This is a genomic window from Streptococcus gallinaceus (genome assembly GCF_040545695.1).
GTDB classification, from domain to species: Bacteria; Bacillota; Bacilli; order Lactobacillales; family Streptococcaceae; genus Streptococcus; species Streptococcus gallinaceus.
In genome coordinates, this window is the sequence record NZ_JBEPMK010000002.1 from 112611 (window position 1) to 137567 (window position 24957).

Here is a 24957-nt window from a genome sequence, read left to right on the forward strand (position 1 = left end):
TCTTATTTTTCATTGTGGAATGTCCACTGACCATTTCGCTGAATCAAGCCACTTGCTGAATCCAAGGCAGAAAGGTCATCTGGAGCAATATCATCGCGCGCGATAAAGATAATCGGCATCTGAGTAGCATCCGAAAAAGCCAACATATTGCCATCTTGGTCACGGACTGTCACTTCTAATTTCATTTTCAAGTCATTAACTGTCGGCATCGAGCAAGTATAGTGCACCGTTTTGTGACCAGAACCTGACTGCTTGCTATCCATCGAGTTATCATTGTAAATCCAGATATTTCGGTCGATGTCTGTCAAGGACAGGGCGATATACGTCTCAATGTCTTCTAATACATCATAATCAATTTGAAAATGAATAGTATCTTTTGGTGTTATTTGAGCAGGACTCAAGAGCTGCAACTGGAAGTTCTCCACTCTTGCTTTTTCCTCCTCTACTTCTTCGACCACTTCTTCTGTTTCATGATTTTCATGGTGAAGAGGAACTGTGTTATCAAAGCTGTATTGATTGGCTACATTTTCTGGATTGCCCAAAGCTTTTACCAAGCCATGCTCAATCAAGACTGCCTTGTTACAATATTTTTTTACTGCGCCCATGTCGTGGGTTACAAGGATAGTTGTATTGCCGCTTTTTTTGCGCTCCATGAAATAATCATTACACTTACGCTGGAAGGCTTCGTCTCCGACCGCAAGAACTTCGTCCAAAATCAAGATATCACCTTGTGCCTTGATAGCTACGGAAAAGGCAAGTCGCACCTGCATCCCGCTTGAGTAGTTCTTGAGTTTTTGGTTCATGAAGTCTTTCAACTCTGCAAACTCGACAATATCGTCATACATGCTATCAATTTCTTCAGTTGTGAAGCCAAGCATAGCTCCATTCATGTAGACATTCTCACGACCAGTCAATTCAGGGTTGAATCCGACACCGAGCTCGATAAAGGAAACTAATTTTCCATCAATGGTTACAGAACCTTTTTCAGGCTCATAAATCTGAGAAATGATTTTTAAGAGAGTAGACTTACCTGAACCATTTCGTCCAACAATCCCAAAGAAATCTCCTTTTTCAACTTCAAAAGAAATGTCTTTTAGAACATGTTGTTCCCGGTAGCCTTTTATTCCTTTAAAACGGTTGACCATAGCTGTTCGCAAGCTGTAGGTCTGTTCTGTCGGCAAGCGGAAAAACTTGCTGACATGGTCTACTTTTACTGCAATATTTTTGTCTGTCATTAGATAATCTCCGCAAAACGTTTGGCATTTTTATTGAATACCATCAAACCAATCGCAAAAACAAAAACTGGAACCACATATGGGAAAAGGATATACATCCAGTTATGTGACAATTGCCAGATTGGAATATTAGCTCTATCCATCAAGATATAACGTGCATCTTGGATAATCTGTGCGAGTGGGTTGAGCATGATGAGTTTAGCAGCTAGCACACTGCGCTCTCTAACAAATCCAATTGAGTAGATGATTGGCGTTGCATAGAGGCCTGCCTGCATCACAACTTCCCAAATTTGTCCCAAATCACGGAACTTCACAAAGAGGGCAGACAAGAGCAAGGCTACACCAAAGGCCAAAAGGAAGAGCTCAATAAAGAGGAATGGGATAAAAGCAACCAGGCTCCACTCAACCTTTACACCGTTGATAGCTGCAAAAATCAAGACCACAATCAAGTTTATAGCAAAGTTAATCATGGCACCACAAATAGCTGATAAGACGATAATATGTTTAGAAAAATTCAGCTTACGAAGCAAATCTCCTCGGCTGACAATCGAAACCATCCCCATATTGGTCGCTTCAGAAAAGAAAGACCAGATGACATTCCCTAGCAAGAGGGCAACTGCAAAGTGAGGCACGTCATTCCCCATACGAAGAAAGTGTATAAAGACAGTATACATAATAGCAAAGAGCATCAGCGGTTTCAAAATGGACCACATATAGCCGACAACACTACCCTGGTAGCGTAATTTAAAATCTGTTTTAATCAATTCTTTCAAAAGAATACGATTTTTCTTGGAAAAAATATCCATGATTACTCCTTATAGGCAAATTTTGTTAGTATTAAAACGGTGAAAACAAAGGTATGAAAAGCCTTGTTTTTTCTAAATCCATAGCGTCTCAGCACCCGTGCTCTCTCCAAGAATCCTTTTTCCATGATGTCCACAAAGGCCTGAACCATTTCACGATTTTCAGGAGATAAGGGATGGGATAGGAGGTAACGTGCTTGTAGCTGAGTACCTTTTATAAGACTCCAATATTTGGAAAATAAGAGCTGTGGACGAATCCAATTTTGCATCCGTTTTGACAAAGTACGGGCTCCAAGGACATTGCTATCGTGCTGACGATATAACTCGCCAGCCTTGTCGATGTAAACTAGTTTACCAAAAGCCGCTGCCAGTAGTGCTAAATACCAGTCGTGCATAAGAATTTCTTCATCACCTTGCCACAACTGTGCCAAGCTATGATTGATCATCATAGTGCCACCAGTGACCGTGTTTTCAGTCAGTTCTTGGACCAATTGTGTATTAGCATGATGTGACTGACTACGAATCATGGACTCAGAACTTACCTTTAAGTCTTGATTAACCACTTTCAGGTCTGTATAAATGAGCAAGGGCTCCTCAGCTGAATAGTGATCGGCTTCTGCCAAGGTCATGGCAATTTTTTCCGGCAACCAGATGTCATCCTGATCAGAGAAAAAGTAGAGGTCAGCCTCTTCGTATTTCAGCAGAGTATAGAAATTTTTGATAACCCCGTAGTTCTTGCGCTCCCTAGCATTAATGAACCGAATACGACTATCCTCTTGAGCAAATGCTTGAATAATCTCAGGAGTTTGGTCACTCGAACCATCATCTCGTATCAACAGAGTCCAGTCTGTAACAGTCTGCTCTTGGATACTTCGTATCTGCTCAGCTATAAAACGTTCACCATTATAGGTGGACATGAGTATGTTTATCTTCATTTTAAAAACAAGTCCTCGTATTGGCGGACAATCTTCTCCCATGTATAATCTGCTCGCATGTGAGCCTTGGCTTTCTGCCCCATTTCCTGATTTTCAACCGACTGATCTACTTGGTCAATCAAAGTTGCCAACTGACCTGCGGATTTTGTCCAGTAATAGGCTGTATCTTGAGCAACCTTGCGATTAAAATCAACACCCAGAACCAGATTTTCATTGGTATGGGACAGTGCTTCAAGAAGACCAGGATTGGTTCCACCCACTTCGTGTCCGTGTAAATAGGCACGCGCTTCTTGCCGGATATACTTCAGCAAGTCCTGATCATAAACCGTTCCTACAAATTTTATCCGAGCATCACCTTCAAAACCTGTTTCCTGTTTCAATTGGTCAAAATAAGCGGAACCTTGGTGATTGCAAATAATGACCAAATCTCGCTTAGTTTGCGACTTCATAAACTCACGAATGATGGTTTCGTAATTGTTTTCAGGCACAAAACGCCCAACAATCAGAAAATAGTCCTTTTCCGTCATCTTCCATTGTTCAAAAAATTGGCGCACTTTTGAATCTTGCTTAGTCAGGCTAGTCTCTTCCAAATCCGTTCCGTAAGCAATAAAAGCCGTCTTGGCCCAAGGATAAGCTATTTGAATATAGTCTTCAATTCCCTCATTATCAGAAATCACCAAGTCCGCATGGCGCGTCATGGCCTTTTCTGAATACTTGAGGTAGGCTTGTACTGGCTTGGCCCACTTGCTACGCTTCCACTCTAAACCATCTGGATTGATAAAAAGTTGCCCACCAATTTTGTGGATTTTTCGAGCAAAGGGCACAATAAAAGCCCCGATGGTATTGCCCAAAATATACAAAATCGGCTCTTGAATCTGCTCTTTTTTGATGATGTCCAAGGCATAGGCAATGGCCATCATATCATAAGCGATGACACGAGCAGGTCCTAGTTTAGGTGGATTAACAGTAAAACAATCCACTCCCATATAGTCACTATGTTCATGATGGCTGTCATCCGAAAGACAAGCTACATGATACCGAATGTCATTTGAAATGCGGCGGGAAACCAGTTGTTCAACAAAGGTCTCAAACCCGCCATACTTGGCTGGTAATCCACGACTACCAATAATAAATACGTCTTTCATAGTCCTAACTTCTAAAAAGTATAATCAGATTATTATACCATAAATCAGACCGAATAGATAGAAAAAAGCAGGCTATCGCCTGCTCTGATTATTTATCCTGACCTTGTTTATAAAAGGCTTCTAGGGCTTCCTGCCAAGTTGGAATATGGAAACCTGTTGCTTTTGCTTTTGCCAGACTCATAGTTGAATTGAGTGGGCGTTTGGCTTTAGCTGGGAATTGGTCTGAAGAAACTGGATTAACTGTAACAGCTTTGTCTTTCAAGATTTCTACTGCAAAATCATACCAGCTGATTCCTTTTTCTGAATCATTTGACAAGTGGTAATAACCGTATTCTTCTTTATGGTCTACCAAGTATATCATGAATTCAGCCAGGGTACGTGTCCAAGTTGGACGGCCAAATTGGTCGTTGACAACGCCAAGCGTATCGCGTGTTTCAGCCAAATTTTGCATGGTGAAGACAAAGTTTTTACCATAATTTCCGAATACCCATGCTGTACGAATGGTGTAGAATTTTTCTGCGTATTTTTCTACCGCTTCTTCACCCAAGCGTTTGGTACGACCGTACTCTGTTTGTGGATTGGCTGGCTCATCCACTTCTAATTCTAAACCAACTGGTTTTTGACCTTCAAAGACATAGTCTGTTGAGATATAAACCAAAGTTGCATTATATTTTGCAGCTGCTTTTGCGACATTTTCAGTCCCTGTAACATTGATTTTGTAGTTGAGTTCTTTTCCTTCGTCTTCAGCGGCATCGACTGCTGTGTAGGCTGCGCAGTGATAAACGATTGTTGGCTTCACTTCTGCAAAGAAGGCATCGACTTTTGATGCGTCGGTGATGTCCATTTCTGCTACGTCTGCAGCGACATACTCAATCCCACGTTCATCCAAGAGATGACGCATTTCTGTACCAAGTTGACCATTTGCTCCAGTAATTAAAATCATGGTATTCTCCTTTTAACATTCATTTCCTCCTAATTATACCAAAAATGCAGGCACTATGTATCAATTCAGCCTTAGATTTCCCGTTTTGTCAGTAACATTCCCATTAGAGCAATCAGAAATACACCTCCACCAATCCAGAAAAAACTAGTTAATTGAACTGCATGGGGAAGAGCTGATATGAGCCAAGTCCCTAGTGGCATAAAGAGGATTGCTACGGTAAAGACACCTGAAAATACACGCCCCATTAATTCATTTGGCACTCTCATCTGAATTTGACTGAGAAAATGAATGTTGAAAATAGTCATGAAAAATTCGGTAATGACATTTCCACCAAAAGAAATCCACACTGGAACCGATGCAATCGCTGATAAGCCTAACACCATAACACCTAGACCGCTCAAGCCAAGATTGAGCAATAAGTTGGTCATCGAGCCCTTGATTTTCCCAGAAACAAAGGCTGCCAAGATGGAACCAATGGCACCCAAGGTCAGCAAGCTAGCGTAGGAGCCATCTTGATGATAGAGTTGGTCTGCAAAGGGTAGCAAATAAGCAAATCCAGCTAAAAGAAAATTAACCAAGGCTGCTAATACCAGTAGAAACAAAACCTGTTTTTCATGATAGATATAGACTAACCCATCCCAAATATCCTTGAGAATAGCCTTGACAGTCAGTCCGCTATTGGCTTGAACTTGAAAATGGCTCTCTTCTGGCTTAATAGCCATTACCAAGAAAAATGACAGCAGGAAACTGAGCGCATCAAGCAATAGAGTCACCCGCAAACTCGTAAAATGAATCACGAGAAATGAAAAAATGGGTGACGCCACTCCAATAACCTGTAAAACAGCCTCTAACTGCGCATTATAGCGAATAATCTCATCCTTTTCGACCAATTCTGTGATATACGATTTATTGGCAATCCGCGAAAATGAACTGGAAATGGCAAGAACAATATTGACAATCACCAGCGCATAGAGCATGATGGTATCGTTTGAAATAAGTGCTGCTACCGTACAGGCAAGGGCACAAAGCAGAGACGTTGTTAGAAGAATCTGTCTCCTCTTAAATCGGTCTACAATAGCTCCGCTGATGGGATTGAAAATAATGGACGTTACCGTGTCAGCCATTTGGTAAAATGCCAAAAACTGCTGCCCAATCGCTCCCATGGAAGCCAGCCAGACGCTATTGCCATAGTCATAAAAAATATTCCCAATCTTGTTGATCGCTCGACTGGTTAAAAGCTTTAAAATCGTTTTATTCATCTAAAAAACCTCCTACATTCTAGACAGTATTATAGTCTAGTTTGTTAGAGGGTTTTTATTTTTTTGCATATGTGGGAATACAAAAATTATTTCCACATTCACTCTTCTCCTACATGCTTATCAAAATGTTTTTGATAGGTACGAGCATGGTGATGGTTGTTGATCCAGACCATGGCTTGGATAGCGTGCTGCATGTCTGTTTTTCCGCTTACATTTCCATTTTTATAGGTAAGAAATCCTTTGACATAAAGGTAAATCAAGCGGTGATAGGCATTGCGTTCATTGGACAAAAGCGGCTCTAAAATTTGGTCATAACCCTGCGCCTTGACCAATTCTCCGCGCTCCGTCAAGGTTAAAATGATGTTAAGCAAGGTCACCTCGACTAGATTTTTATGAGTGGGAATATCCATGTAAAAGTCGCGTCGACCAACCACTTCATCCACCAGGCGACACATCAGATCCGTCTTGTAATATTGATATAAATTACCAATCAAAATCAACTCATCAATCTGCCAATCCTCGGTGCAAAAAAGATGGTCTGATACGATACCCAAATCCTGCTCAGTCATCTGCTGGCTAGCGTCCAGGTCACAAATGGCTCCTTGAAGCAAGATAGCATTGAGCTGGGCACGCTTGTTTTGCGGTTTTTCAATATAAAGGTTCTGCTGACCAGCCTTTAACTGGGCCAATGTCGCCGTGTCTTCTTGATAATGAGCGCAAGCCATTTGAGCCATGAGGTGAATCTGGTCATTGCGTCGATAATTGCTGACTCGGTTCATAAATTGACTTGGCGTTAGCTTCAACTTTTCCAAAACATGAAAAAATTTTGAAATAGACAGGTCTGATTCCCCACGTTCAAAGCGCGACAGCTGAGAAACCGAGACTCGGTCGTCAGCCAGCTCGGTCAAAGTCAGTTGCTTGTTCAGACGAAACTCTTTGAAAATCTCTCCGTAATTTGGCATTATTCTACCTGCTCACTAAGGCTTTCCCACTCTTCCATCAGCTCCATTTGCTCGGCCTGAATAGCATCCACTTCTTTTTGCAAATCAGCGAGAAGACCGATATCGTTTGTCGACAGCATGCTGTCATGAATTTCCAACTCACGCGCCTCAATGACCTCAAGACGTGCTTCGATTTCTGCAATCCGACGAGTGAGTTTGCGGAGTTCTTTCTGATTGGCCTTTTGCGCTTGGTAATCGTCTCCATTGGACTGAGCTTCCGCTAAAGAATCGGCAGGTGTGGACTGGGCCTCCACCATAGCTTCTAACTCCGCCTTTTTCTCTACGTAGTAATCGTAATCACCAAGGTAAAGGGTAGAACCATCCTCGGAAATTTCCAGCACTTTTGTCGCCACACGATTGATAAAATAGCGGTCGTGACTGACAAAGAGAAGCGTCCCGTCAAAGTCAATCAGAGCATTTTCTAGCACTTCCTTACTATCAATGTCCAAGTGGTTGGTCGGCTCGTCCAGAATGAGAAAGTTGTTGTTTTCCATGGATAATTTTGCCAAAAGCAAGCGAGCGCGTTCCCCACCAGAGAGCATAGACACTGACTTTTTGACATCATCTCCTGAAAAGAGAAAGGCACCCAACCGATTACGGATAGCCACCTCGGCTGTTGTCGGAAAGGCGTTCCACAATTCATCCAAAACTGTATTTGTCCGCGTTAGATTGGACTGATTTTGGTCATAATATCCAGCTTCTACATTGGCGCCAAAAGTTGCACTTCCTTGGATAAATGGAATTTGTCCTACGATGGATTTGATAAAGGTTGATTTTCCGATACCATTTGGTCCAACGATGGCAATGGCATCTAGTTTTTTGACATCTAGTGAGATGGGCTGGGCTAAAATTTCCTCACCGTAGCCGATAGCTGTATCCGCGACGGTCAAGACGACGTTCCCAGAAACCTTATCTGCCTGAAAGGTCATATTAGCTGACTTTTGTCCCTGAGTCGGATTGTCCAATCGCTCCATCTTCTCTAGCTGCTTGCGTCTAGCCTGAGCTCGTTTGGTGGTAGATGCACGCACAATATTGCGCTGAACAAAGTCTTCTAACTTGGCAATTTCCTTTTGTTGCTTCTCAAAATTCTTTTCTTCAGTTGCCAATTTCTCCGCTTTTAAATCCATAAAAGTAGAGTAATTTCCCACATAACGGTCCAATGAATGCGTGTTCAAATCATAGGTAATCGTCGCCACCTTATCCAAGAAGTAACGGTCGTGACTAACGATAATGAGGGCGCCTTGGTAATTGACCAGATAAGATTCCAGCCAGGCAATGGTCTCAATATCCAAGTGGTTGGTCGGCTCATCCAGCACCAAAAGTTCTGGTTTCTCTAGTAGCATTTTGGCCAGCGCCAAGCGTGTATTTTGCCCGCCAGACAAGTCTGAAATCTGCATGCCCCACATAGTTTGGTCAAACTTAAAGCCATTCAATATGGCACGAATGTCACTTTCATAGGTAAATCCGCCACGAAGACGGAAGTCTTCTGATAGCAGATCATAGCTTTTCATGAGCTGGTCCAGTTCCGCACCTGCTACTTCTCCCATCTGCAATTCCATGGCACGTAGGCGTTTTTCCGTTTGACGTAAATTATCAAAGACATGAAGCATTTCATCATAAATAGTATTTTCTGATGAAAAACGGCTATCCTGCGCCAAGTAAGACAAGGTCAGGTCACGCTTGGTATTGACGTCACCCGATGTCGGCGCCTCTTCTCCCACCAGAATTTTCAAGAGAGTCGACTTACCCGCACCATTTCGCCCGACAAGAGCAATCCGATCGCGTTCATCCACCTGAATCGTAATATTATCAAAGAGCACATCTCCTGAAAAGGAACGCTCAATTTTATTTCCACTAAGTATAATCATGAATTTATTGTATCAAAAAATGAGCAATGAAGCCATATGGAAGATGAAAAAAGGCGGTTTGAACCGCCTTGTATTTACTTATTCTTTGAAAAGAAGGCCAAAGAATTAACCAGTATAAGAATCCCTATAAACCACCACAAAATTGAGCTCATCATTGGCATGATGTCCAGCAATCCACTCCAATCCTCGTGCAATACACGACTAGCACTATCAGAATAAAAAGCACATATCGTCAAGGCAGCCAGAGATATGCTGACAAATCCCAACCAGACCACATGCTTGCGATAAAAAAGACAAAGTAGATTCAGTACGGCACTAATAACAGCACCCGCTCCAAATAATAACCACATTGCGCTCTCCTTTATACTGCATTTCCTTACGACAATCTTTCTTCTTTAACATAGTTGATTGGCAACATTTCTAAGAAAATCTCAATCTGTTTTTCCCAATAATACCAGTCATGCGTGCCCGGTGTATGGTCATAAGTGAGTTCTAGACCGAGATTGGTCATTTCATTGACAGCTGTTTGAGTTGAAGCATAGAGGAAATCTTCCTCGCCACACCAAGCGTAAAACTTAGTTTGTCCATCATGCTCACCAACTACATTGGTCAAAATATGCTCCGAGCCAGACAAGTCGTCCAATTCTCCAAAGACACCTTGCCAATAAGTCCGATCGCCATCCGTCAACTCAGTCACGTCCAAGCCTGCTAAGCCTAGACCGATAGCCCCTGAGAAGGAACCGGCATAGGAAAAACGATTGGTCTTGAGAGCAATCTTATAGGCGCCATAACCACCCATGGACAGACCTGCGATAAAGGTCTTCTCTCGCTTCTGTGTCATATTGGGGAAGAAACGCCGCAAGATTTGAGGCAACTCCTCCGCAATAGCATCATAGTAGTTGAGACCTGAAGCGGTGTTGGTATACCAAGCATTGTCCGAATTGGGCATGACAACAATCAAGTTGGTATGACGAACCAGCCGTTCTAGATTGGTTCGACCTGTCCATGAGTTCTGATTGCCATTCATACCATGAAGCAAGTAGAGGACTGGAATATCGGTATCAGCGGCTTCCTCGGCTGTCACCTCGCTACTATCTGGATAAATGACCGTCACCTCACGGTACTGCATAAGAGCTTCTGAATTGTATTCGATGCGTATTGTTGCCATATCTCGTCTCCTTTTGATAGAAAAATTCCCTCTGTTGAACAGACAACATCGGGAATCGGCTTTATTTCACTTCCATAATCACCGGCAGCACTGCTGGACGGCGTTTGGTTTGGTCATAGAGGTATTTAGATAAGTCATCACGGACAGCTGACTTGAGTTCTCCCCAGTCAAAACTATCTTTCGTGAAGTAGTTTTCCACAGCATTGTTCACGACATCTGCCGCTTCACGCAAGATATCTTTGCTCTTCTTAACATAGACAAATCCACGAGTGTGTACACGCGCCTTAGAAATAATCTTCTTCTCCCGCTTATTGACCGTGATTGCCACGATAAAGATCCCATCTTCCGACAAAATCTTACGGTCACGTAGGACAATATTGCCCACATCACCGATAGCATTTCCGTCAATCATGACATCGCCTGCTGGCACGGAACCATTGTGAACAAAATCTCCCTGCTCATAGCTCATAACGTCACCACGTTTGACAATGAAGATATTTTCTGGGAACATGCCAATCTCCAATGCAGCAGTGGCATGGGCATCGAGTTGACGGTACTCACCTTGGATAGGGAAAAGGAATTTTGGATGCAGAATATTGAGCATGAGCTGCAAATCACGCGCATTCCCGTGACCAGACACGCGCAGATTTTTTGTAATGGATTTGACCACACCACCCGCTTGGTAAATCATATTTTCTACACGAGCCACAACTGCTTCTTTTGAAATGCTTGGTGTGGTAACAATGTACACCAAGTCCCCGTCTTTGATTTCCACATAGCGGTGACGACCGATAGACATCTTACGAAGACCATTCAAAGGCTCTCCCATTCGACCTGTTTCAAGGATGATGAGTTCATTATCTTCAAATTTAGACATTTCCTTTGGTTTGATCAAGAGGCGTTCGCTGACCAGACGCAATTTTTTTAAGTTAATAGCCGTGCGAACGATATTTTCCACATCGTGTCCAGTTAGGACAACGCGACGACCAGTTGCTTCTGCCGCATCAAAAATTTGTTGAATACGAGCGATATTGCTGGCAACAGCCGCCACAATGACACGGCCATCCCAATCCGCAATCGTATCCAAAATCTCAGTAGCTTCCTCGTGCATGCTAGCCACTTGCACATGACTTTCCGCATTGGCTGAGTCAGACAAGAGTGCAAGGACACCCTCACGGCCAATCTCTGCTAAGCGGGCAAAATCAGTCTTGTAAAATGGATCCGCTGCCTGGTCAAACTTGAAATCACCGGTGTAGACGATATTTCCTTCATCTGTTTTAACCACGATTCCCAAGCTTTCTGGAATTGAGTGAGTTGTTTTAAAGAAAGAAACTTGTGTTGACCCAAAATCAATCTCAGCCTTGGCATTGATGACGTGGAAGTCATTAAATTTCTTGGTTGCTGGATAATTTTTTACGAATAATTTAGCCAGTTCAATGGTCAAGTGCGAGCCAAAAACAGGCACCTTCACTTTTTCCAACAAATAGGGCAAGGCACCGATGGCATCCGCATGCCCGTGTGTCAAGAAGACACCTGCAACACGTTTTTTATTTTCCACCAAGTAATCAAAATTTGGCACGATGACATCCACACCCAACTGTTCATTTTCAGGATATTTGAGTCCGGCATCCAAGACAAAAATCTGGTCATTGACTTCAGCGATGTAGAGATTTTTTCCGTTTTCTCTCACACCACCCAAGGCAATAATTTTTATTTCACTCATGTGAGCTCCTTTTGAGTTTATTTTTTTACTAACGGCCCTTGCGTCCAATTTTTCTTTGGTTGGCAAGTCGAATTACAGCTTGCGATTCATCGCATATCAACTATATTATACACTGTTTTCATCATTTTTTCAAAAAATGTGAGACCTGATTCTTTAAAAAAGAATCTGCGGCAGTAGACTTCCCCATCCTACTCACGACCAAATAAAAAAAGAGGTCACCCTCTCTAGATATCATTATAGGATACTACTGTCTCTTTTACAGTTTCTTCCATCTTCGTCCGAAATTACCCAGAAATAGCTGTATCCATCTGCTTATTTACTTGTTGAATTATCGATTTAGTGCTGGTCGCTTCTTTCTTTGCCTTACTAGTGAACCAAGATAATTGTTCTTCTTTTGATGCAATGGCTACAGACACCTCTGCCAGAATTCGTTGTCGTTCCAACATTTTTCGCATTTGCATTAAGGCAAATTCATACTCTTTTTCTGTGTAGTATTCATTCATCGGTGCTTGCATCATATTGCCTCCTGATTTCTGTAAGCTCACTTTCTAGAACCATCTGATTCCGACGAAACGACTGAGTCGCATTTTCTCGTTCTTGCTCCAATTGTCCCATTTTCTTATGGAAAATATCCTCTGATTCACGATGTAGCTGTCTTATCAGTGCATGAAAGTCATCCAACTGACATCCATCATGGGAAAAACGTTTCAAACTATGATAGAGTTTCTCCTCTTCAACTTGCATCATTCGCTCCAAGATTCTACGACGAGAAGTCACTTCCTCTTCTTCTCGATCAATCTTGCGCAGGTGTTGCTGAAAATGAAGCCCCATCTCCTCTAACTCCTGCTCCTTCTTTCGTATATCTTCATAGATTATATGCTGTTTGTCCATCCTGTAAACTCCTTGGCGAAAGATTGATCACGAGCTTCCAATTCCGACACACCACTATCAATCTGTTGTTTGAGCATTTGAAAGTCTTCAGACAACTGACGAAATTTATCGGAAACACTGGCTGTTTTGGTTTGAAAATCATCTACAAAAGCAGAACGACTGACCCCTCTAGAAGCAAAAAGTGACTCCACTTCCCAATAAGTCAAAGCACTATAGGAATGAAAATCAATCTGACCCCAAATAGCTTCTACTTCTGCATCTGCTTTTTTCTTCAACTTCGCAACCTTAGCCGAACCTAACTTAGCCGCCTCTGCCATTGACCGCGACAAGACCATACACTGAGCCGCATCCAAGAAGAGTTTTTCGGAACTCGTTAGCTTCCCACCAGATTTTTTCCATTTTTTCTTGAGAGAAGCGAAGCGTTTCATGTCTTCTCGAAGTCCCTGTTGGACTACAGTCGACAAGGGAAGAACTATTTTCCCTCCTTTTTTATCCAACGTACGCCCTGTTTTAGGATCGAAATACCAGTCCGATATATCGTGAGAACTTCCTTTTACCCATTTAATGGTCCCCATGTCATTCAACATAAATTGTTTGCCATTATAATCATTAAAATGCGTAACAGAGTCATCCGTTTTCCGGTAGTTGATAAAATCAGATAAATGGTTCTGAATATAGTCTCTTTCTTCATCCGTTAGGGAATCATAGCGAAACCATCCATTAAAGACAGTGGTGGGAATCTAATGATGTGCGCCAACTTTTAACATATAAGCAGATTGAGAATAGCCCGATAACTGGGCAATGGTATATTGTTTCTTCAAATCTCCAATCCATTTAGAAACCACTGGTTCTTGTGGAGAAGGACTATTAGGAAAGGAAGCAACTACCGCTCCAAATGTATCTTTTCTCTGTCCATCTGTTGAAAACCCAAAATCAGTGGCAGCAGCAATTACTGCAACATTTGTAATATCAACCTTCCCATCAATCATCGGAGCTACTGCCATACCATCAAAACCTGTAGCCTTGTCAACTTTTGTGGCTAGTACTTTGAATTGTTGGCCATCTGGAGTTTGGAGAATATATTTCCCTTTTTGATTAGAATCGTAAGGTATTATTTTTATAGTGTTATTCCGACTAACAAAATTAGAATTTACACTATATACCATATGACCCTTATTAAAATTATTTAAGTGTTGATCAGTATACTGAAACGATACCATACATCCTCCTCTTAGATTACTCTATTACTTTCATTAGAATAGGTCACTTTCACCTGTTGAGTAGTTATCCCCTGATGGTTAGCTAAAATATTCGATTCTTGTTCAGATAAAATCCCTCCTCTGTTTATCTCATACTCTCGACTATGTTCCAAATTATATTTAACTTTATCTCCATTAGTGAAGACTAGTTCAACGAAACACGACCAATCTCCTGGTTTTACCGTTTTTACTGAGTTGGATATTTTGATGAACTCTAAATCACTATATGAATTTTTCAAGGCATTAACCAAAGAAATTTCATATTCTCGATTACGATTTGCTTCAATTTCCTCTTGCTTTATATGATTCAAACTAAACATAATGATTCCTCCTACTAATAGACACAGTAACGCACCGATTGTAAACTTTTTCCGTTTTGACATAGCATTCTCCTTTTTATTTAGTATATCATAAACAAATATATTTATTTATATTGTACCGAACCTGACTAAGAATAACCAATCCACCTTTCCAATAAAGCTGCTTACTCTGTTTCTGTTTTGGTGAGTACTTATCTCAAGCAAAATTGCTATGCTCTAAACATGGCAATATGTTTGACGGACAATCCGACCTTGCGAACAGCATGATAGTTCTGACACAGAAACAGCAAACCATGCTAATAACATGTCCCTTTTTCCACTGAACTATCAACTCATGCAGACGACATGATAACTTTTTCAATTGGAAATACAAGTATGAAAACTTGGTGGTAGAAACCATCCGTTTTATATGAAATTTTAAGAAATTATATTGACTTTTAATCATCAGCAGATTATAATCTATCTATCAATCGCGACCAATTGATGAAAAAGAATAATATTTTACATAATAAGCACTTCAAATTTTTTTGAAGTAGCTTAGAAGGAGATGGGAGCATGTTTAAGAAAAATCCAGAACGTACTCAGTTTTATTACCTAGCAGCTATTGTTTTATTGTTAAGTCTAGTCATCAAAAATACAATTTTGAGTTTAGATTTTATTCAGAAGTTATCTGATTTTAATTATCAATTCATTCAATCGATTTTGACATTGGTTATTGGTATATTCGCAACATGAATTCTTTGGAAATATGGGAATAGAGATATTTTCCAGTTTCAGTTCAAAGGATCTTATATTGGCTACTTTATATTGTTCCTGATTTGTCACATAATTTGGACAATCATTACCGCTTTATGTTTTCCGGTTACTCAAAATCAGTCTGGAATATTTGTAGTGCTCTCTACATCTGATAGCACTACAAATATTCTAGTAACATTCAGTATCATACTCATTAGTCCTTTTTGTGAAGAGATGGTTTATCGTGGTATTATCATGGAGATATTTAACCCCTTTAAAAAGTATTATTTAGATATTGTAGCTTCAGTCGTTCTATTTTCCTTGCTTCATATTCTGTGGAATGGATTACAAATAACAGATTTTATGGTTTATTTGGCCCCAGGGATCATACTGTCTATCTATTTTAGAAAGACCAAGTGTATTTATTATCCAATTATTTATCATACTTTTTGGAATTCACTTCCCTTCTTGATTCATTTTTTAAGACAAGTTCTATAAAAAATACCACCATGGAGAAATCCTCGGTGGTATTTTGATGTCTTCGTTAACATTCCCTACTCATTCAAAAAATTGATAGTAATCTTCCAGTTTCATCTGGGATTTTTCATCGTGGGCCATGTCTTGCACGATATTTCCATCCTTCATGACAATGAGGCGGTTGCCGTATGTGAGGGCATCCTCCATGTGGTGGGTAATCATGAGCGCTGTCAGCTGACTAGCCTCAATCAACTCTTGTGTCAACTGCATGAGAGAGACACTGGTTTTGGGGTCTAGAGCAGCCGTATGCTCATCGAGCAGCAGCAAATCTGGCTGAGTCAAGGTAGACATAAGAAGGCTGAGCGCCTGACGTTGCCCACCAGACAAGAGTCCCGCAGGTGTTTCCACATGTTTTTCCAATCCATTCCCAATCCGTCCAAGCAAGCGGGTAAATTCATCCGTATATTTTGGCAGATTACGCGAAACTAGACCTCGTTTTTGTCCACGGAACTTGGCAATCAGGAGATTTTCTGCGACTATCATCCGGGGTGCCGTTCCCATTTTGGGATCTTGGAAAACACGAGCAAGGTATTTGGCACGTTTTTCCGCAGGCCAATTTGTCACGTCTTCGCCTAGGATATGCACCGTACCGCTAGACAGGGGCAGAGTTCCTGCGATGACATTGAACAGAGTGGATTTCCCAGCGCCATTTCCTCCTAAAATCGTAATAAAATCGCCTTCGTAAATAGTCAAGTTGACATTGTCCAGAATGACTTTATCCTCATCAAAGCCATTGTTGACAATCTTTGTTGCATTTTTTAATTCGACAATTGCTTTCATCGTGATAAGGTCACCCCCTTAAAGAATTTTTCTTTGAGCACTGGTATAAGAAGACAGAAAGCCAAGACTAAAGCACTAAAGAGTTTCAGGTAATTGGTATTAAAGCCAAGCGCAATCACTGCTGTAATCAAAAATTGATAGAAGATGGAGCCGACAACGATGGCAATCAGACGTTCAAGCAAGGTCAGATTTGTAGAATAAAGAACTTCTCCGACGATGATGCTGGCTAGGCCGATGACGATAACCCCAATCCCTTTTGAGATATCAGCGTAACCATCTTGTTGGCTGACGAGCGCTCCTGCAAGGGCAATCAGGCCATTCGAGATGACTAAACCCATCACTTCCATTCGGTCCGTATTGATACCAAAACTTTTGGCCATGTCGCGATTATCACCCGTTGCAATATAGGCTTGTCCAACGCGCGTGTAGAGGAAATAAATCAATCCACCAATCACCACCATCACTGCTATCAAGCCTAAAACCAAGAGATTTACATCCGCTTCAAATGGTAAAAAGTTTGGCAAGGTCTTGATATCTAGCAATCCGAGATTGGCCCGTCCCATCAGCATGAGCATGATAGAGTTGCAAGAAGTCATGACCAAGATTCCCGCTAAAATCGTTGGGATTTTACCTTTTGTGTATAAAAGCCCCGTAGCAAGTCCTGCCAAGCAACCAGCCACTGCACCAGCTAAGGTCGATAAGAGCGGGTCAAATCCATGATTCATCAGCGTTACCGCCACAGCTCCACCGAGTGGAAAAGAACCTTCTGTCGTCATGTCTGGAAAATTTAATATGCGGAAGGTTAAGTAAATCCCCAAACCGAGAATTCCCCATAATAACCCTTGTGATACCGATGAAATGATCATATCTATCTCTTTCTACCTTCTATTTTTCTTTAACAGCAATATCTGCCGTGTCAAGCAAATCAGACGGAATGGTAATTCCTAAGTCTTTTGCTGCTTGTAAGTTCAATGTCGGTGTTCCTGTGTTGACCACATTGACTGGGACATCCACTACTTTTTTACCTGCCAAAAGTTTAACTGCGATCTTCGCTGTCTCTGTTCCCAAGCCGTATTGACTTTGAGCGACAGAGGCGATAGAACCTTGTTTGACCATCGTGTCTACGCTCGAATAAACTGGAATTTTTGCAGGCGTTGCTTCTGAGATAACCGTTGGAAAGGCACTGGCAATCGTATTGTCCTGCGATACAAAAATAGCATCTACCTTGCCTGCCATAACGCCGACTGTCGTTTTGATTTCATTTGTAGAAGGAACAGCAAATTCTTCCACAGTGAGACCAGCTGCCTCTGCATATTCTTTGAATGTTTTAACTTGTGAAACTGAGTTATCCTCGCTACTTGAGTAGAGAACTCCGATTTTCTTCACATTTGGTGTGATTTTTTGGATGAGTTCAACCGTTTGCTTGAGCGGAACTTGGTTCGAAACTCCTGTGATATTGGCTTCTGGTTTTTTCAAATTTTTAACCAATTTAGCTCCGATAGGGTCTGAAATTGCACCCATTACAACCGGAATTTCTAAAGTTGCTGCTGCCAAGCCTTGAGCTGCTGGAGTCGCAATCCCGATGACCACATCGTTCTTATCGCTGACCAATTTTTTACTCATGGTTTGAATCTTACTTTGGTCACCTTCTGCATTGAGAACTGTCAATTTGACATTGCTACCGTCGTAACCTGCATCTGCCAAGCCATCTTCGATTCCCTTTTCAATCTCATCTAAGGCTTCATGGGTCACAAACTGCAAAATCCCCACCTTAACTACCTTATTCTCAGGCGATGTCGTTTCCTTTTTCCCGTTGAAATAAAGGGCACCCGCCACCAAGACAACCAAACCAATCAATGTTCCAATCAACGCTTTATTTTTCATGCTATTTCTCCTAAAAATTTTATTCCGATGTAAGTACACATTTCCTATTCACTTTTATTGTCCCTAAGCGACGCCATCGTTTTTTCATATCATTTCTCCTTCATCGTGGAATTCATCTTTCTAAGACCTGCTACCTTCTGCGAACGCGCAATCATTCAGAATGTTAAGGTTCACAGTTCTCACTGGGTTCGAACTGCGTCAATTCCCCTAAATTCAATGGTGGGGCAATGCACCTTATTTCATTAAGAACTAAGCTGTTCGTAGTCCTCGCTAAGCTCGAACTGCGTCAATGTCTCTAAGCTCAGATGCGTCATTCTGACTTTCCTCACTAAGAGCCATAGAAAAACCCTCGCATACTAAATAGTATGCGAGGGCGAGAATCCGCGGTGCCACCTCACTTATGGAATTTGTCTAGAATACTCCCATATCTCCATCTCCTCTATCAAGGAGTTGCACGGTAAGGTGTGCCGACCGAATTCGCATTGTTTTGAATTCCATTTTAGCATCAGCCCATTTCCTAGAAGTCCGCTACTTGTTCGCAATAACCACAAGCTCCCTGAAAACTTTCGTCTAGTACTTTTCTGATTGAGTATTATTCTACGGTTTTATTTTTTATTTGTCAATAGTTTTTTGTAATTTTTTAATCCAACCAACAAGATAAGTCCAGTCTTGAAAATGGATTGTGGCTAGACTAATCTTGCTTTTCCAATAACAGCTTGTTTTGGTCGAATTCTAAAAATTGTTGATAGACGAGGGCTGTCATGCGTGCATCTTCTAAGCTATTGTGACTTTGTCCTTTAATTCCTAAAAAGGTAGAAACCTTTGACAAGCGAAAATTAGCAATGCCGTTTAAGTCTCTACTTCTACGCTCAAATGCTTCATCATAGACATCAATTGCATACTGATTTTGCAAATCAAGACCATTTTCAGCCAACAGCGGAAGGTCACTCTTATGGGCATTGTAGCCAATCAAAGGAGTATCTCCTACAAACTTCGCAAATGATGCTAACACCATTTCTAACTTGGGAGCCTGCTGAATCTTGTCTGCTGTAATACCCGTCAAGCCATTGATAAAGCTTTGCAAGGGAACATCCGTGTAGGCATAGGAGTCAAAGTGTGCTACTTCTTGCTCATTTTCGAACTGGACTGCGGAAACTTGGATAATGTGACTGACTTCATTGACCGTATTAAACTCCAAATCAAAGGCGATATATTTTTCTAATTCTTGCATAACTTCTCCTTTTCTCCATTTTACCACATCTATAGGGACTTATGTTATACTAGAAGGACTAGAAAAGAGGAGAAACCATGTCTTTCGACGGATTTTTTTTACATCACATGACACAAGAATTGCACAGCCAGCTTTTAGGTGGTCGCATTCAGAAAATCAATCAACCTTTTGAACAAGAACTGGTGCTGGGAATTCGGAGCAATCGTCAAAATCATAAGCTCTTGATTTCTGCACATTCTGTTTTTGGACGAATTCAATTGACCAATACTGAATTTGCCAATCCAAAGGTGCCCAATACCTTCACTATGATTCTACGCAAATACTTGCAGGGTGCGGTTATCGAAGACTTACGCCAGCTGGAAAATGACCGAATTTTAGAAATTGCTGTGTCCAACAAGGACGAAATCGGTGACCAGATTCAAGCTACTCTTGTCGTTGAAATTATGGGCAAACACAGCAATATTATCTTGGTTGACAAGACCGAAAATCGCATTATCGAAGCCATTAAGCATGTAGGATTTTCACAAAATTCCTACCGCACCATTCTTCCTGGCTCAAGCTATATCCGACCTCCGCAGACGGATGTCCGCAATCCATTTGCCATTTCTGACGAGAAGTTATTTAAAATCTTGAGTACACAAGACCTTGGTCCAAAACAGCTACAAAGTCTCTTTCAAGGTTTGGGGCGAGATACGGCGACAGAATTAAGTCAGCTTCTAGTCACGGATAAATTAAAGAATTTCCGACAGTTCTTTACTGCTCCTTGCCAGCCAAGTCTGACGGAAAAATCCTATGCAGCTCTGCCATTTTCCGATAGCCACCAGAGTTTTGACAATCTCTCCCAGCTTCTAGATACTTACTATGCCGACAAGGCCGAGCGCGACCGCGTCGCCCAGCAGGCCAATGAACTCATCAAGCGAGTGGCCAGTGAGCTAGAAAAAAATCGTAAAAAATTGGTCAAGCAAGAGGAAGAATTGACTGCGACCGAAAATGCAGAGGAATTCCGCCAAAAGGGCGAGCTCTTGACCACCTACCTTCATCAGGTTCCAAATGACCAGCCTAGCGTCACTTTGGACAATTATTATACAGGGCAGCCCCTAGAAATCGCACTTGATGTAGCGCTTTCTCCCAGTCAAAACGCCCAACGTTATTTCAAAAAATACCAAAAATTAAAAGAGGCTGTCAAGCATTTGTCTAGTCTCATTGAAGATACAAAGGCCACGATTCTCTATCTGGAAAGTGTGGAGACTATCCTCGGTCAAGCCAATCTATCTGAAATTGACGAAGTTCGCGAAGAACTCATCGAGACAGGGTACCTCAAGCGACGCCACCGTGAGAAAATTGCCAAACGTCAAAAACCAGAACGTTACTTGGCAAGTGATGGTAAGACAATTATTCTGGTTGGGAAAAATAATCTGCAAAATGATGAATTATCCTTCAAGATGGCTAAAAAAGGAGAACTGTGGTTCCATGCCAAGGATATTCCAGGGAGTCACGTCATCATCATGGATAATCTCGATCCCAGCGATGAAGTCAAGACAGATGCCGCAGAGCTAGCTGCCTATTTCTCAAAAGCCCGACTGTCAAATCTCGTTCAAGTGGACATGATTGAAGCAAAAAAACTCAATAAACCAAGTGGTGGTAAACCCGGTTTTGTGACCTATCGTGGTCAAAAAACACTGCGCGTGACACCGACCGAAGAAAAAATAAAATCCATGAAACTCTGATCAGCACAAAAATACCTAGAAAGGACCATCCCTTCTAGGTGTTTTTTTATTTTGAAACAAGTTGTTGACACCAACCCAGCCACTTTTCCTTGTAGTCACTGTTGGAGAGTTGGCGTTCTTCCAAATCAGCAATAGTATTGACACCTCGCTCTTGGCAAGCTTGGACACATTTCCAATAGAAATCCCAATCCAAATCGTCTTTTTACCTGATTCGTAAGCTAGATAAGCTCGGCTATGACCATCCGTTAGAAAAATCTTCCCGTTCATTTCTTTTACAGGTAGAGGCTCCAACGGATAGTCATCAAACCATTCTCCAACCGCTTTTACCTTCTCTTCAGATAGGTAAAATTAACTCGGTTGCAAAGATAAAATATCGAGTTCCATCTCATTCCACCTTATTAATATCTTCGCGGATTTCCTTGGCGTTGAATTTTGCGAAAAGGTATTCGCGATCTTGTACCGGGAATCGCTGATCCAGCTGATTTACGGCACCAATCTCAACATGCCCATTTACAATCACATAATCCATGACGTGCCCGCCAAAGCTATGGTCATCTGAGATAAAATGCAAGTGATACCCCGCTACACTGACCCCGTGAAAAATTTCAGGCGTCCAAATTCCGACAATGGTTCCAGCAATATTTTCAGCTGTATACTCTGGCTGATGCGTTGCTACTTCCGCAAATTTTTTATCTGGAGTAGAACGCGGAATCATGCGTACATGCATCTTGGAAAATTGCCCCTTAATCTTAATCGAACGAAAAAGATTTTCCCCGTCATAGTAGGACTCAATCCGCTGGTGCAACTCTTGGTCCGTCATTTCAAATCGCTGCTTGAAGATGACTTCTGGCTGATGAAAAATCACTGCCGCATAGGGAACCTTGGTTTCTCCACCAACTTCTACTACTTGTGGTTGGTCTCCGGAACCCTTTGCCTGATAAGCCTTTCCATCTAGGACAATCAACTCTCCGTCAATCGAGTCCAAGGTTCCCAGCCCCAAATCGCCATGTTCTAGCAATTCCTCCACTGTCAGCGAACCGCCATAGAGACCTGCCATCAGGGCGCCTAAAGTATTGTATTGAAATAATTTATTGGTCTCCATCATGATTCACCTCGTTGTAAAATTCCTGCATAATCAAGTCATCCGGTACCAAGTGCAAATAACGGTGCGCTAATTCTTTGGCAAGCTGGATATCACCTTCCAATCGCAAGGCCGCAATGTAGTCTGCCAAAAATTCTGGATTATCCGCTAAATCTTCTCGCAACTGATCATAAATTTCCAGTGCTGCTTCATCCTCTTCCAATGCCTGATAGGCTTTGGCAATATTCCAACGCGCCACAACATTGTCCAGTTCTTCATTATTTAGCGCAACTACCTGATCGTAACGCTCTTGCTCAAGATAGAGGTTAGTCAAGCGCAAGGTCACTTCATTTTGGTCTTCTGCCACTTCTTGTGCCTTCAAAAGATAGTCTTCAGCTGCCTTGCTATCATGCAATTCATAAGCATACTGGGAAGCCAAAAGGAGCAAGACTGTATCAAAATCATTCTTAGCCAAGCCTTTCTCGACCATATCCAAGGCTTCTTCAATCTTATGCTCTGCGTGCAGGGATTGAGCATAGGCATACTCATAGCCTTCAAAGTCAGGGTTGATGGTATCCAACTGCTTGTAGTAGAGATTGGCTTTTTGGTATTCTTCTTGGTCATACAAAATGGTCGCTAGCTCAAAGACTGTCTGGTCTTCATACTCCAGCTCAACAGCCTTTTCCAAGTACTCAATTGCTGCTTCAAATTTTCCAAGGCTGGCATAGGCAATCCCGATTCGTTGATAAGTCGAAACCCCTGTCATCTCATAGATATCGCGATTATCCAAGAGGGCATAGTGCCCCACAGCTTCTTTAAATTCGCCCAGTTCCATTTCCAACTCGGCTAAACCAAATAAGATAATGGGTTCATCCGACAAACTAGCTGCCTCTAGCAATTTCTCACGTGCAACATCTGCCAAGCCTTCTGACTGATAGAGATCCGCCTTGACCACCAATGCCTCCAAATAATAAAGACTGTCTGGTCCAATGGCTTCAAGGTATTCAAAGGCTTCTTCAATCGCTCCATCTTCATTGGCAATCTGGGCCAAATTCAGATTCACTTCTGGAAATTCATCTCGTATTTGCAGATAAATTTCCTTGGCTTGTGGAAAAAATCCAATGGATTCCAAATAAGCTGCCAAATCAAACAAGGTCTCACTGTCATCTTGTTCCAAGGCACGTTTAAAATATTTATTGGCATGAGCTAAGTCTTGCTGGTCTAGAGACACCAACATTTTTTCACTATTCTTCATTTCCGATACTTACTTCTTTCTCTTCACTGTACAAACCACTATAATTCTTATACCATTCAAAAATAGCCGTCACGACAACCTTGATTGAGGCATAGATTGGAATTCCCAAAAGCACACCCAGCACACCATACATTTGCCCTGCAGTCAGGAGCACAAATAAAATGGTAATCGGATGAATACTAAGAGAAGACCCAATAATCAACGGCGTTACAAATCGTCCCTCAACCGTCTGCTCTACCATAAAGACAATCAGCACCTTAATCAACATGAAAGGTCCTGCAATTAGCCCCAAGACAACGGCTGGAATCATGGCTAAAAAGGAACCCAAATAAGGAATAAGATTGAGAAAACCAGCCATAACTCCTAGAGTAATCGGGTATTTGAGCCCAATTATGGTAAATAAAATGGAGAACATGAGCGCAACAATGGCCGCAACTGTCACCTGCCCTCGAACATAATTAGACAACTGCCCATTCACATCCGTCAAGACACGACCGACCGAAGCCCGCCATTTGACTGGTAAAAATTTAGTAACATGGTAATTGAGATGCTTGCCATCCCGCAGCAGATAAAAGAGGATAAAAGGCATAATCAGAATGGCCACAATAATATGCGAAGCCGTTGAAATCAAATTCCCAGCCCAGTTTACCGCACTAGACGAGAACTTCTGTGCATAGGAAATAATCTGTGCATTGACATTATCCAAGCCCTGCATAATAGTCGGACGCAGCGCCTCGAAACGCTGGTCCTTGAGCAAGGAATTTACTTGTGACTCAACCGTTTTAATATAATTCGGCACATTTTGGGCAAAAGAAATCACCTGTTCTTGAATCGTTGGCACAGCAACTGCAACGCCCCAAACCAGCAGCAAAGCAATCAAAATAAACAAAATCGAAATCGCCACTGTACGGGAAATCTTGTATTTTTCTAACCAATCAACGATGGGATTTAACAAGTAAAATAAGAGTCCTGTCAAAATCATTGGCAAGAGAATAATATTTAAAAAATCACCAATCGGTCGTAGAACAAAGCTCACCCTGGTAAACATCCAAATCGTCAGCAAAAACAAAATAGTCACTAAGAAAAAAGTCACTACCTGATTGTTCAGAAACAAATGGAAAAACCAGCTATCTGCAAATTTTGGTCGTTTCTCTTTCATACCAACCTCCACGATTTA

Annotated in this window: 27 protein-coding genes; 3 read left to right on the top strand and 24 right to left on the bottom strand. The window is 41.7% G+C overall.

All coding sequences use genetic code 11. The features are described from left to right. Nucleotides 1-2: 2 nt before the first annotated feature. The 16 genes from ABID27_RS02810 to ABID27_RS02885 form a co-directional block, all read right to left on the bottom strand. Complete coding sequence (locus ABID27_RS02810) at nucleotides 3-1235, bottom strand: ABC transporter ATP-binding protein (RefSeq protein ID WP_354280096.1); 1233 nt, start codon at nucleotides 1233-1235, stop codon at nucleotides 3-5. Next, entirely contained in the window at nucleotides 1235-2041 is an 807-nt protein-coding gene (locus tag ABID27_RS02815) for an ABC transporter permease (protein WP_253363930.1), read from the bottom strand. Before ABID27_RS02815 ends, ABID27_RS02810 begins: the two co-directional genes overlap by 1 nt. Nucleotides 2042-2043: 2 nt before the next feature. After that, the gene (locus ABID27_RS02820) at nucleotides 2044-2973 is read right to left on the bottom strand and encodes a glycosyltransferase family 2 protein (protein WP_253363929.1); all 930 of its coding nucleotides are present in this window, start codon (nucleotides 2971-2973) and stop codon (nucleotides 2044-2046) included. Continuing rightward, complete coding sequence (gene cps2T / locus ABID27_RS02825; RefSeq protein WP_354280099.1) at nucleotides 2970-4118, bottom strand: beta 1-4 rhamnosyltransferase Cps2T; 1149 nt, start codon at nucleotides 4116-4118, stop codon at nucleotides 2970-2972. Before cps2T ends, ABID27_RS02820 begins: the two co-directional genes overlap by 4 nt. 88 nt (nucleotides 4119-4206) lie before the next feature. After that, nucleotides 4207-5061 carry a dTDP-4-dehydrorhamnose reductase gene (gene rfbD / locus ABID27_RS02830; protein WP_354280101.1) on the bottom strand — a complete coding sequence of 285 codons (855 nt, stop codon included), beginning with the start codon at nucleotides 5059-5061 and terminating at the stop codon, nucleotides 4207-4209. A gap of 71 nt (nucleotides 5062-5132) precedes the next feature. After that, nucleotides 5133-6320: an MFS transporter gene (locus ABID27_RS02835; RefSeq protein WP_253363926.1), complete on the bottom strand. Its 1188-nt coding sequence runs from the start codon at nucleotides 6318-6320 to the stop codon at nucleotides 5133-5135. Nucleotides 6321-6418: 98 nt separating this feature from the next. Beyond that, nucleotides 6419-7282, bottom strand: a complete 864-nt coding sequence (locus ABID27_RS02840) for an Rgg/GadR/MutR family transcriptional regulator (RefSeq protein WP_354280103.1) — start codon at nucleotides 7280-7282, stop codon at nucleotides 6419-6421. Then, a complete protein-coding gene (locus ABID27_RS02845; protein ID WP_354280105.1) occupies nucleotides 7282-9189 on the bottom strand; it encodes an ABC-F family ATP-binding cassette domain-containing protein in 1908 nt (635 codons plus the stop codon). Before ABID27_RS02845 ends, ABID27_RS02840 begins: the two co-directional genes overlap by 1 nt. A gap of 74 nt (nucleotides 9190-9263) precedes the next feature. After that, on the bottom strand, nucleotides 9264-9539 hold the full coding sequence (locus ABID27_RS02850; RefSeq protein ID WP_253363921.1) for a hypothetical protein: 276 nt from the start codon (nucleotides 9537-9539) through the stop codon (nucleotides 9264-9266). A gap of 26 nt (nucleotides 9540-9565) precedes the next feature. Beyond that, nucleotides 9566-10357 (bottom strand): alpha/beta hydrolase, encoded by a 792-nt coding sequence (locus ABID27_RS02855; RefSeq protein WP_354280107.1) that lies wholly within the window; start codon nucleotides 10355-10357, stop codon nucleotides 9566-9568. A gap of 61 nt (nucleotides 10358-10418) precedes the next feature. Next, nucleotides 10419-12080 carry a ribonuclease J gene (locus ABID27_RS02860; RefSeq protein ID WP_354280109.1) on the bottom strand — a complete coding sequence of 554 codons (1662 nt, stop codon included), beginning with the start codon at nucleotides 12078-12080 and terminating at the stop codon, nucleotides 10419-10421. Nucleotides 12081-12364: 284 nt separating this feature from the next. Further along, nucleotides 12365-12598, bottom strand: coding sequence for a hypothetical protein (locus ABID27_RS02865; RefSeq protein ID WP_354280111.1), 234 nt, complete (start codon nucleotides 12596-12598; stop codon nucleotides 12365-12367). Continuing rightward, entirely contained in the window at nucleotides 12576-12971 is a 396-nt protein-coding gene (locus ABID27_RS02870) for a hypothetical protein (RefSeq protein ID WP_354280113.1), read from the bottom strand. Before ABID27_RS02870 ends, ABID27_RS02865 begins: the two co-directional genes overlap by 23 nt. After that, a complete protein-coding gene (locus ABID27_RS02875; protein ID WP_354280115.1) occupies nucleotides 12953-13558 on the bottom strand; it encodes a hypothetical protein in 606 nt (201 codons plus the stop codon). The genes ABID27_RS02870 and ABID27_RS02875 overlap by 19 nt, the downstream gene beginning before the upstream one ends. A 153-nt stretch (nucleotides 13559-13711) precedes the next feature. After that, nucleotides 13712-14191, bottom strand: a complete 480-nt coding sequence (locus ABID27_RS02880; RefSeq protein ID WP_354280117.1) for a hypothetical protein — start codon at nucleotides 14189-14191, stop codon at nucleotides 13712-13714. Nucleotides 14192-14202: 11 nt separating this feature from the next. Beyond that, complete coding sequence (locus ABID27_RS02885; RefSeq protein WP_354280119.1) at nucleotides 14203-14613, bottom strand: hypothetical protein; 411 nt, start codon at nucleotides 14611-14613, stop codon at nucleotides 14203-14205. A 492-nt stretch (nucleotides 14614-15105) separates the two neighbouring features. Between ABID27_RS02885 and ABID27_RS02890 the strand changes: the two genes are divergently transcribed. Together ABID27_RS02890 and ABID27_RS02895 are read left to right on the top strand one after the other, a co-directional pair. Beyond that, nucleotides 15106-15285, top strand: coding sequence for a hypothetical protein (locus ABID27_RS02890; protein ID WP_354280121.1), 180 nt, complete (start codon nucleotides 15106-15108; stop codon nucleotides 15283-15285). 156 nt (nucleotides 15286-15441) lie between these two features. After that, complete coding sequence (locus tag ABID27_RS02895) at nucleotides 15442-15783, top strand: CPBP family intramembrane glutamic endopeptidase (RefSeq protein WP_354280123.1); 342 nt, start codon at nucleotides 15442-15444, stop codon at nucleotides 15781-15783. A 60-nt stretch (nucleotides 15784-15843) separates the two neighbouring features. Here ABID27_RS02895 and ABID27_RS02900 read toward each other — a convergent pair whose 3' ends face one another. The 4 genes from ABID27_RS02900 to ABID27_RS02915 form a co-directional block, all read right to left on the bottom strand. Further along, a complete protein-coding gene (locus tag ABID27_RS02900) occupies nucleotides 15844-16602 on the bottom strand; it encodes an ABC transporter ATP-binding protein (RefSeq protein WP_354280125.1) in 759 nt (252 codons plus the stop codon). Continuing rightward, a complete protein-coding gene (locus tag ABID27_RS02905) occupies nucleotides 16599-17468 on the bottom strand; it encodes an ABC transporter permease (RefSeq protein WP_354280127.1) in 870 nt (289 codons plus the stop codon). Before ABID27_RS02905 ends, ABID27_RS02900 begins: the two co-directional genes overlap by 4 nt. A gap of 19 nt (nucleotides 17469-17487) precedes the next feature. Further along, entirely contained in the window at nucleotides 17488-18486 is a 999-nt protein-coding gene (gene trpX / locus ABID27_RS02910) for a tryptophan ABC transporter substrate-binding protein (RefSeq protein ID WP_354280129.1), read from the bottom strand. Between the two features lie 691 nt (nucleotides 18487-19177). Beyond that, the gene (locus ABID27_RS02915; RefSeq protein ID WP_354280131.1) at nucleotides 19178-19717 is read right to left on the bottom strand and encodes a 3'-5' exonuclease; all 540 of its coding nucleotides are present in this window, start codon (nucleotides 19715-19717) and stop codon (nucleotides 19178-19180) included. 77 nt (nucleotides 19718-19794) lie between these two features. Here ABID27_RS02915 and ABID27_RS02920 point away from each other — a divergent pair, with 77 nt between their 5' ends. Further along, nucleotides 19795-21444: an Rqc2 family fibronectin-binding protein gene (locus tag ABID27_RS02920; protein ID WP_354280133.1), complete on the top strand. Its 1650-nt coding sequence runs from the start codon at nucleotides 19795-19797 to the stop codon at nucleotides 21442-21444. A 15-nt stretch (nucleotides 21445-21459) separates the two neighbouring features. Here ABID27_RS02920 and ABID27_RS02925 read toward each other — a convergent pair whose 3' ends face one another. The 4 genes from ABID27_RS02925 to ABID27_RS02940 form a co-directional block, all read right to left on the bottom strand. Further along, a complete protein-coding gene (locus ABID27_RS02925; RefSeq protein WP_354280135.1) occupies nucleotides 21460-21711 on the bottom strand; it encodes a hypothetical protein in 252 nt (83 codons plus the stop codon). 118 nt (nucleotides 21712-21829) lie between these two features. Then, nucleotides 21830-22546, bottom strand: coding sequence for an acetolactate decarboxylase (budA, locus tag ABID27_RS02930; RefSeq protein WP_354280464.1), 717 nt, complete (start codon nucleotides 22544-22546; stop codon nucleotides 21830-21832). Then, nucleotides 22533-23780, bottom strand: coding sequence for a tetratricopeptide repeat protein (locus ABID27_RS02935; protein ID WP_354280137.1), 1248 nt, complete (start codon nucleotides 23778-23780; stop codon nucleotides 22533-22535). The genes budA and ABID27_RS02935 overlap by 14 nt, the downstream gene beginning before the upstream one ends. After that, a complete protein-coding gene (locus ABID27_RS02940) occupies nucleotides 23770-24939 on the bottom strand; it encodes an AI-2E family transporter (protein WP_354280139.1) in 1170 nt (389 codons plus the stop codon). Before ABID27_RS02940 ends, ABID27_RS02935 begins: the two co-directional genes overlap by 11 nt. Nucleotides 24940-24957 lie beyond the last annotated feature (18 nt).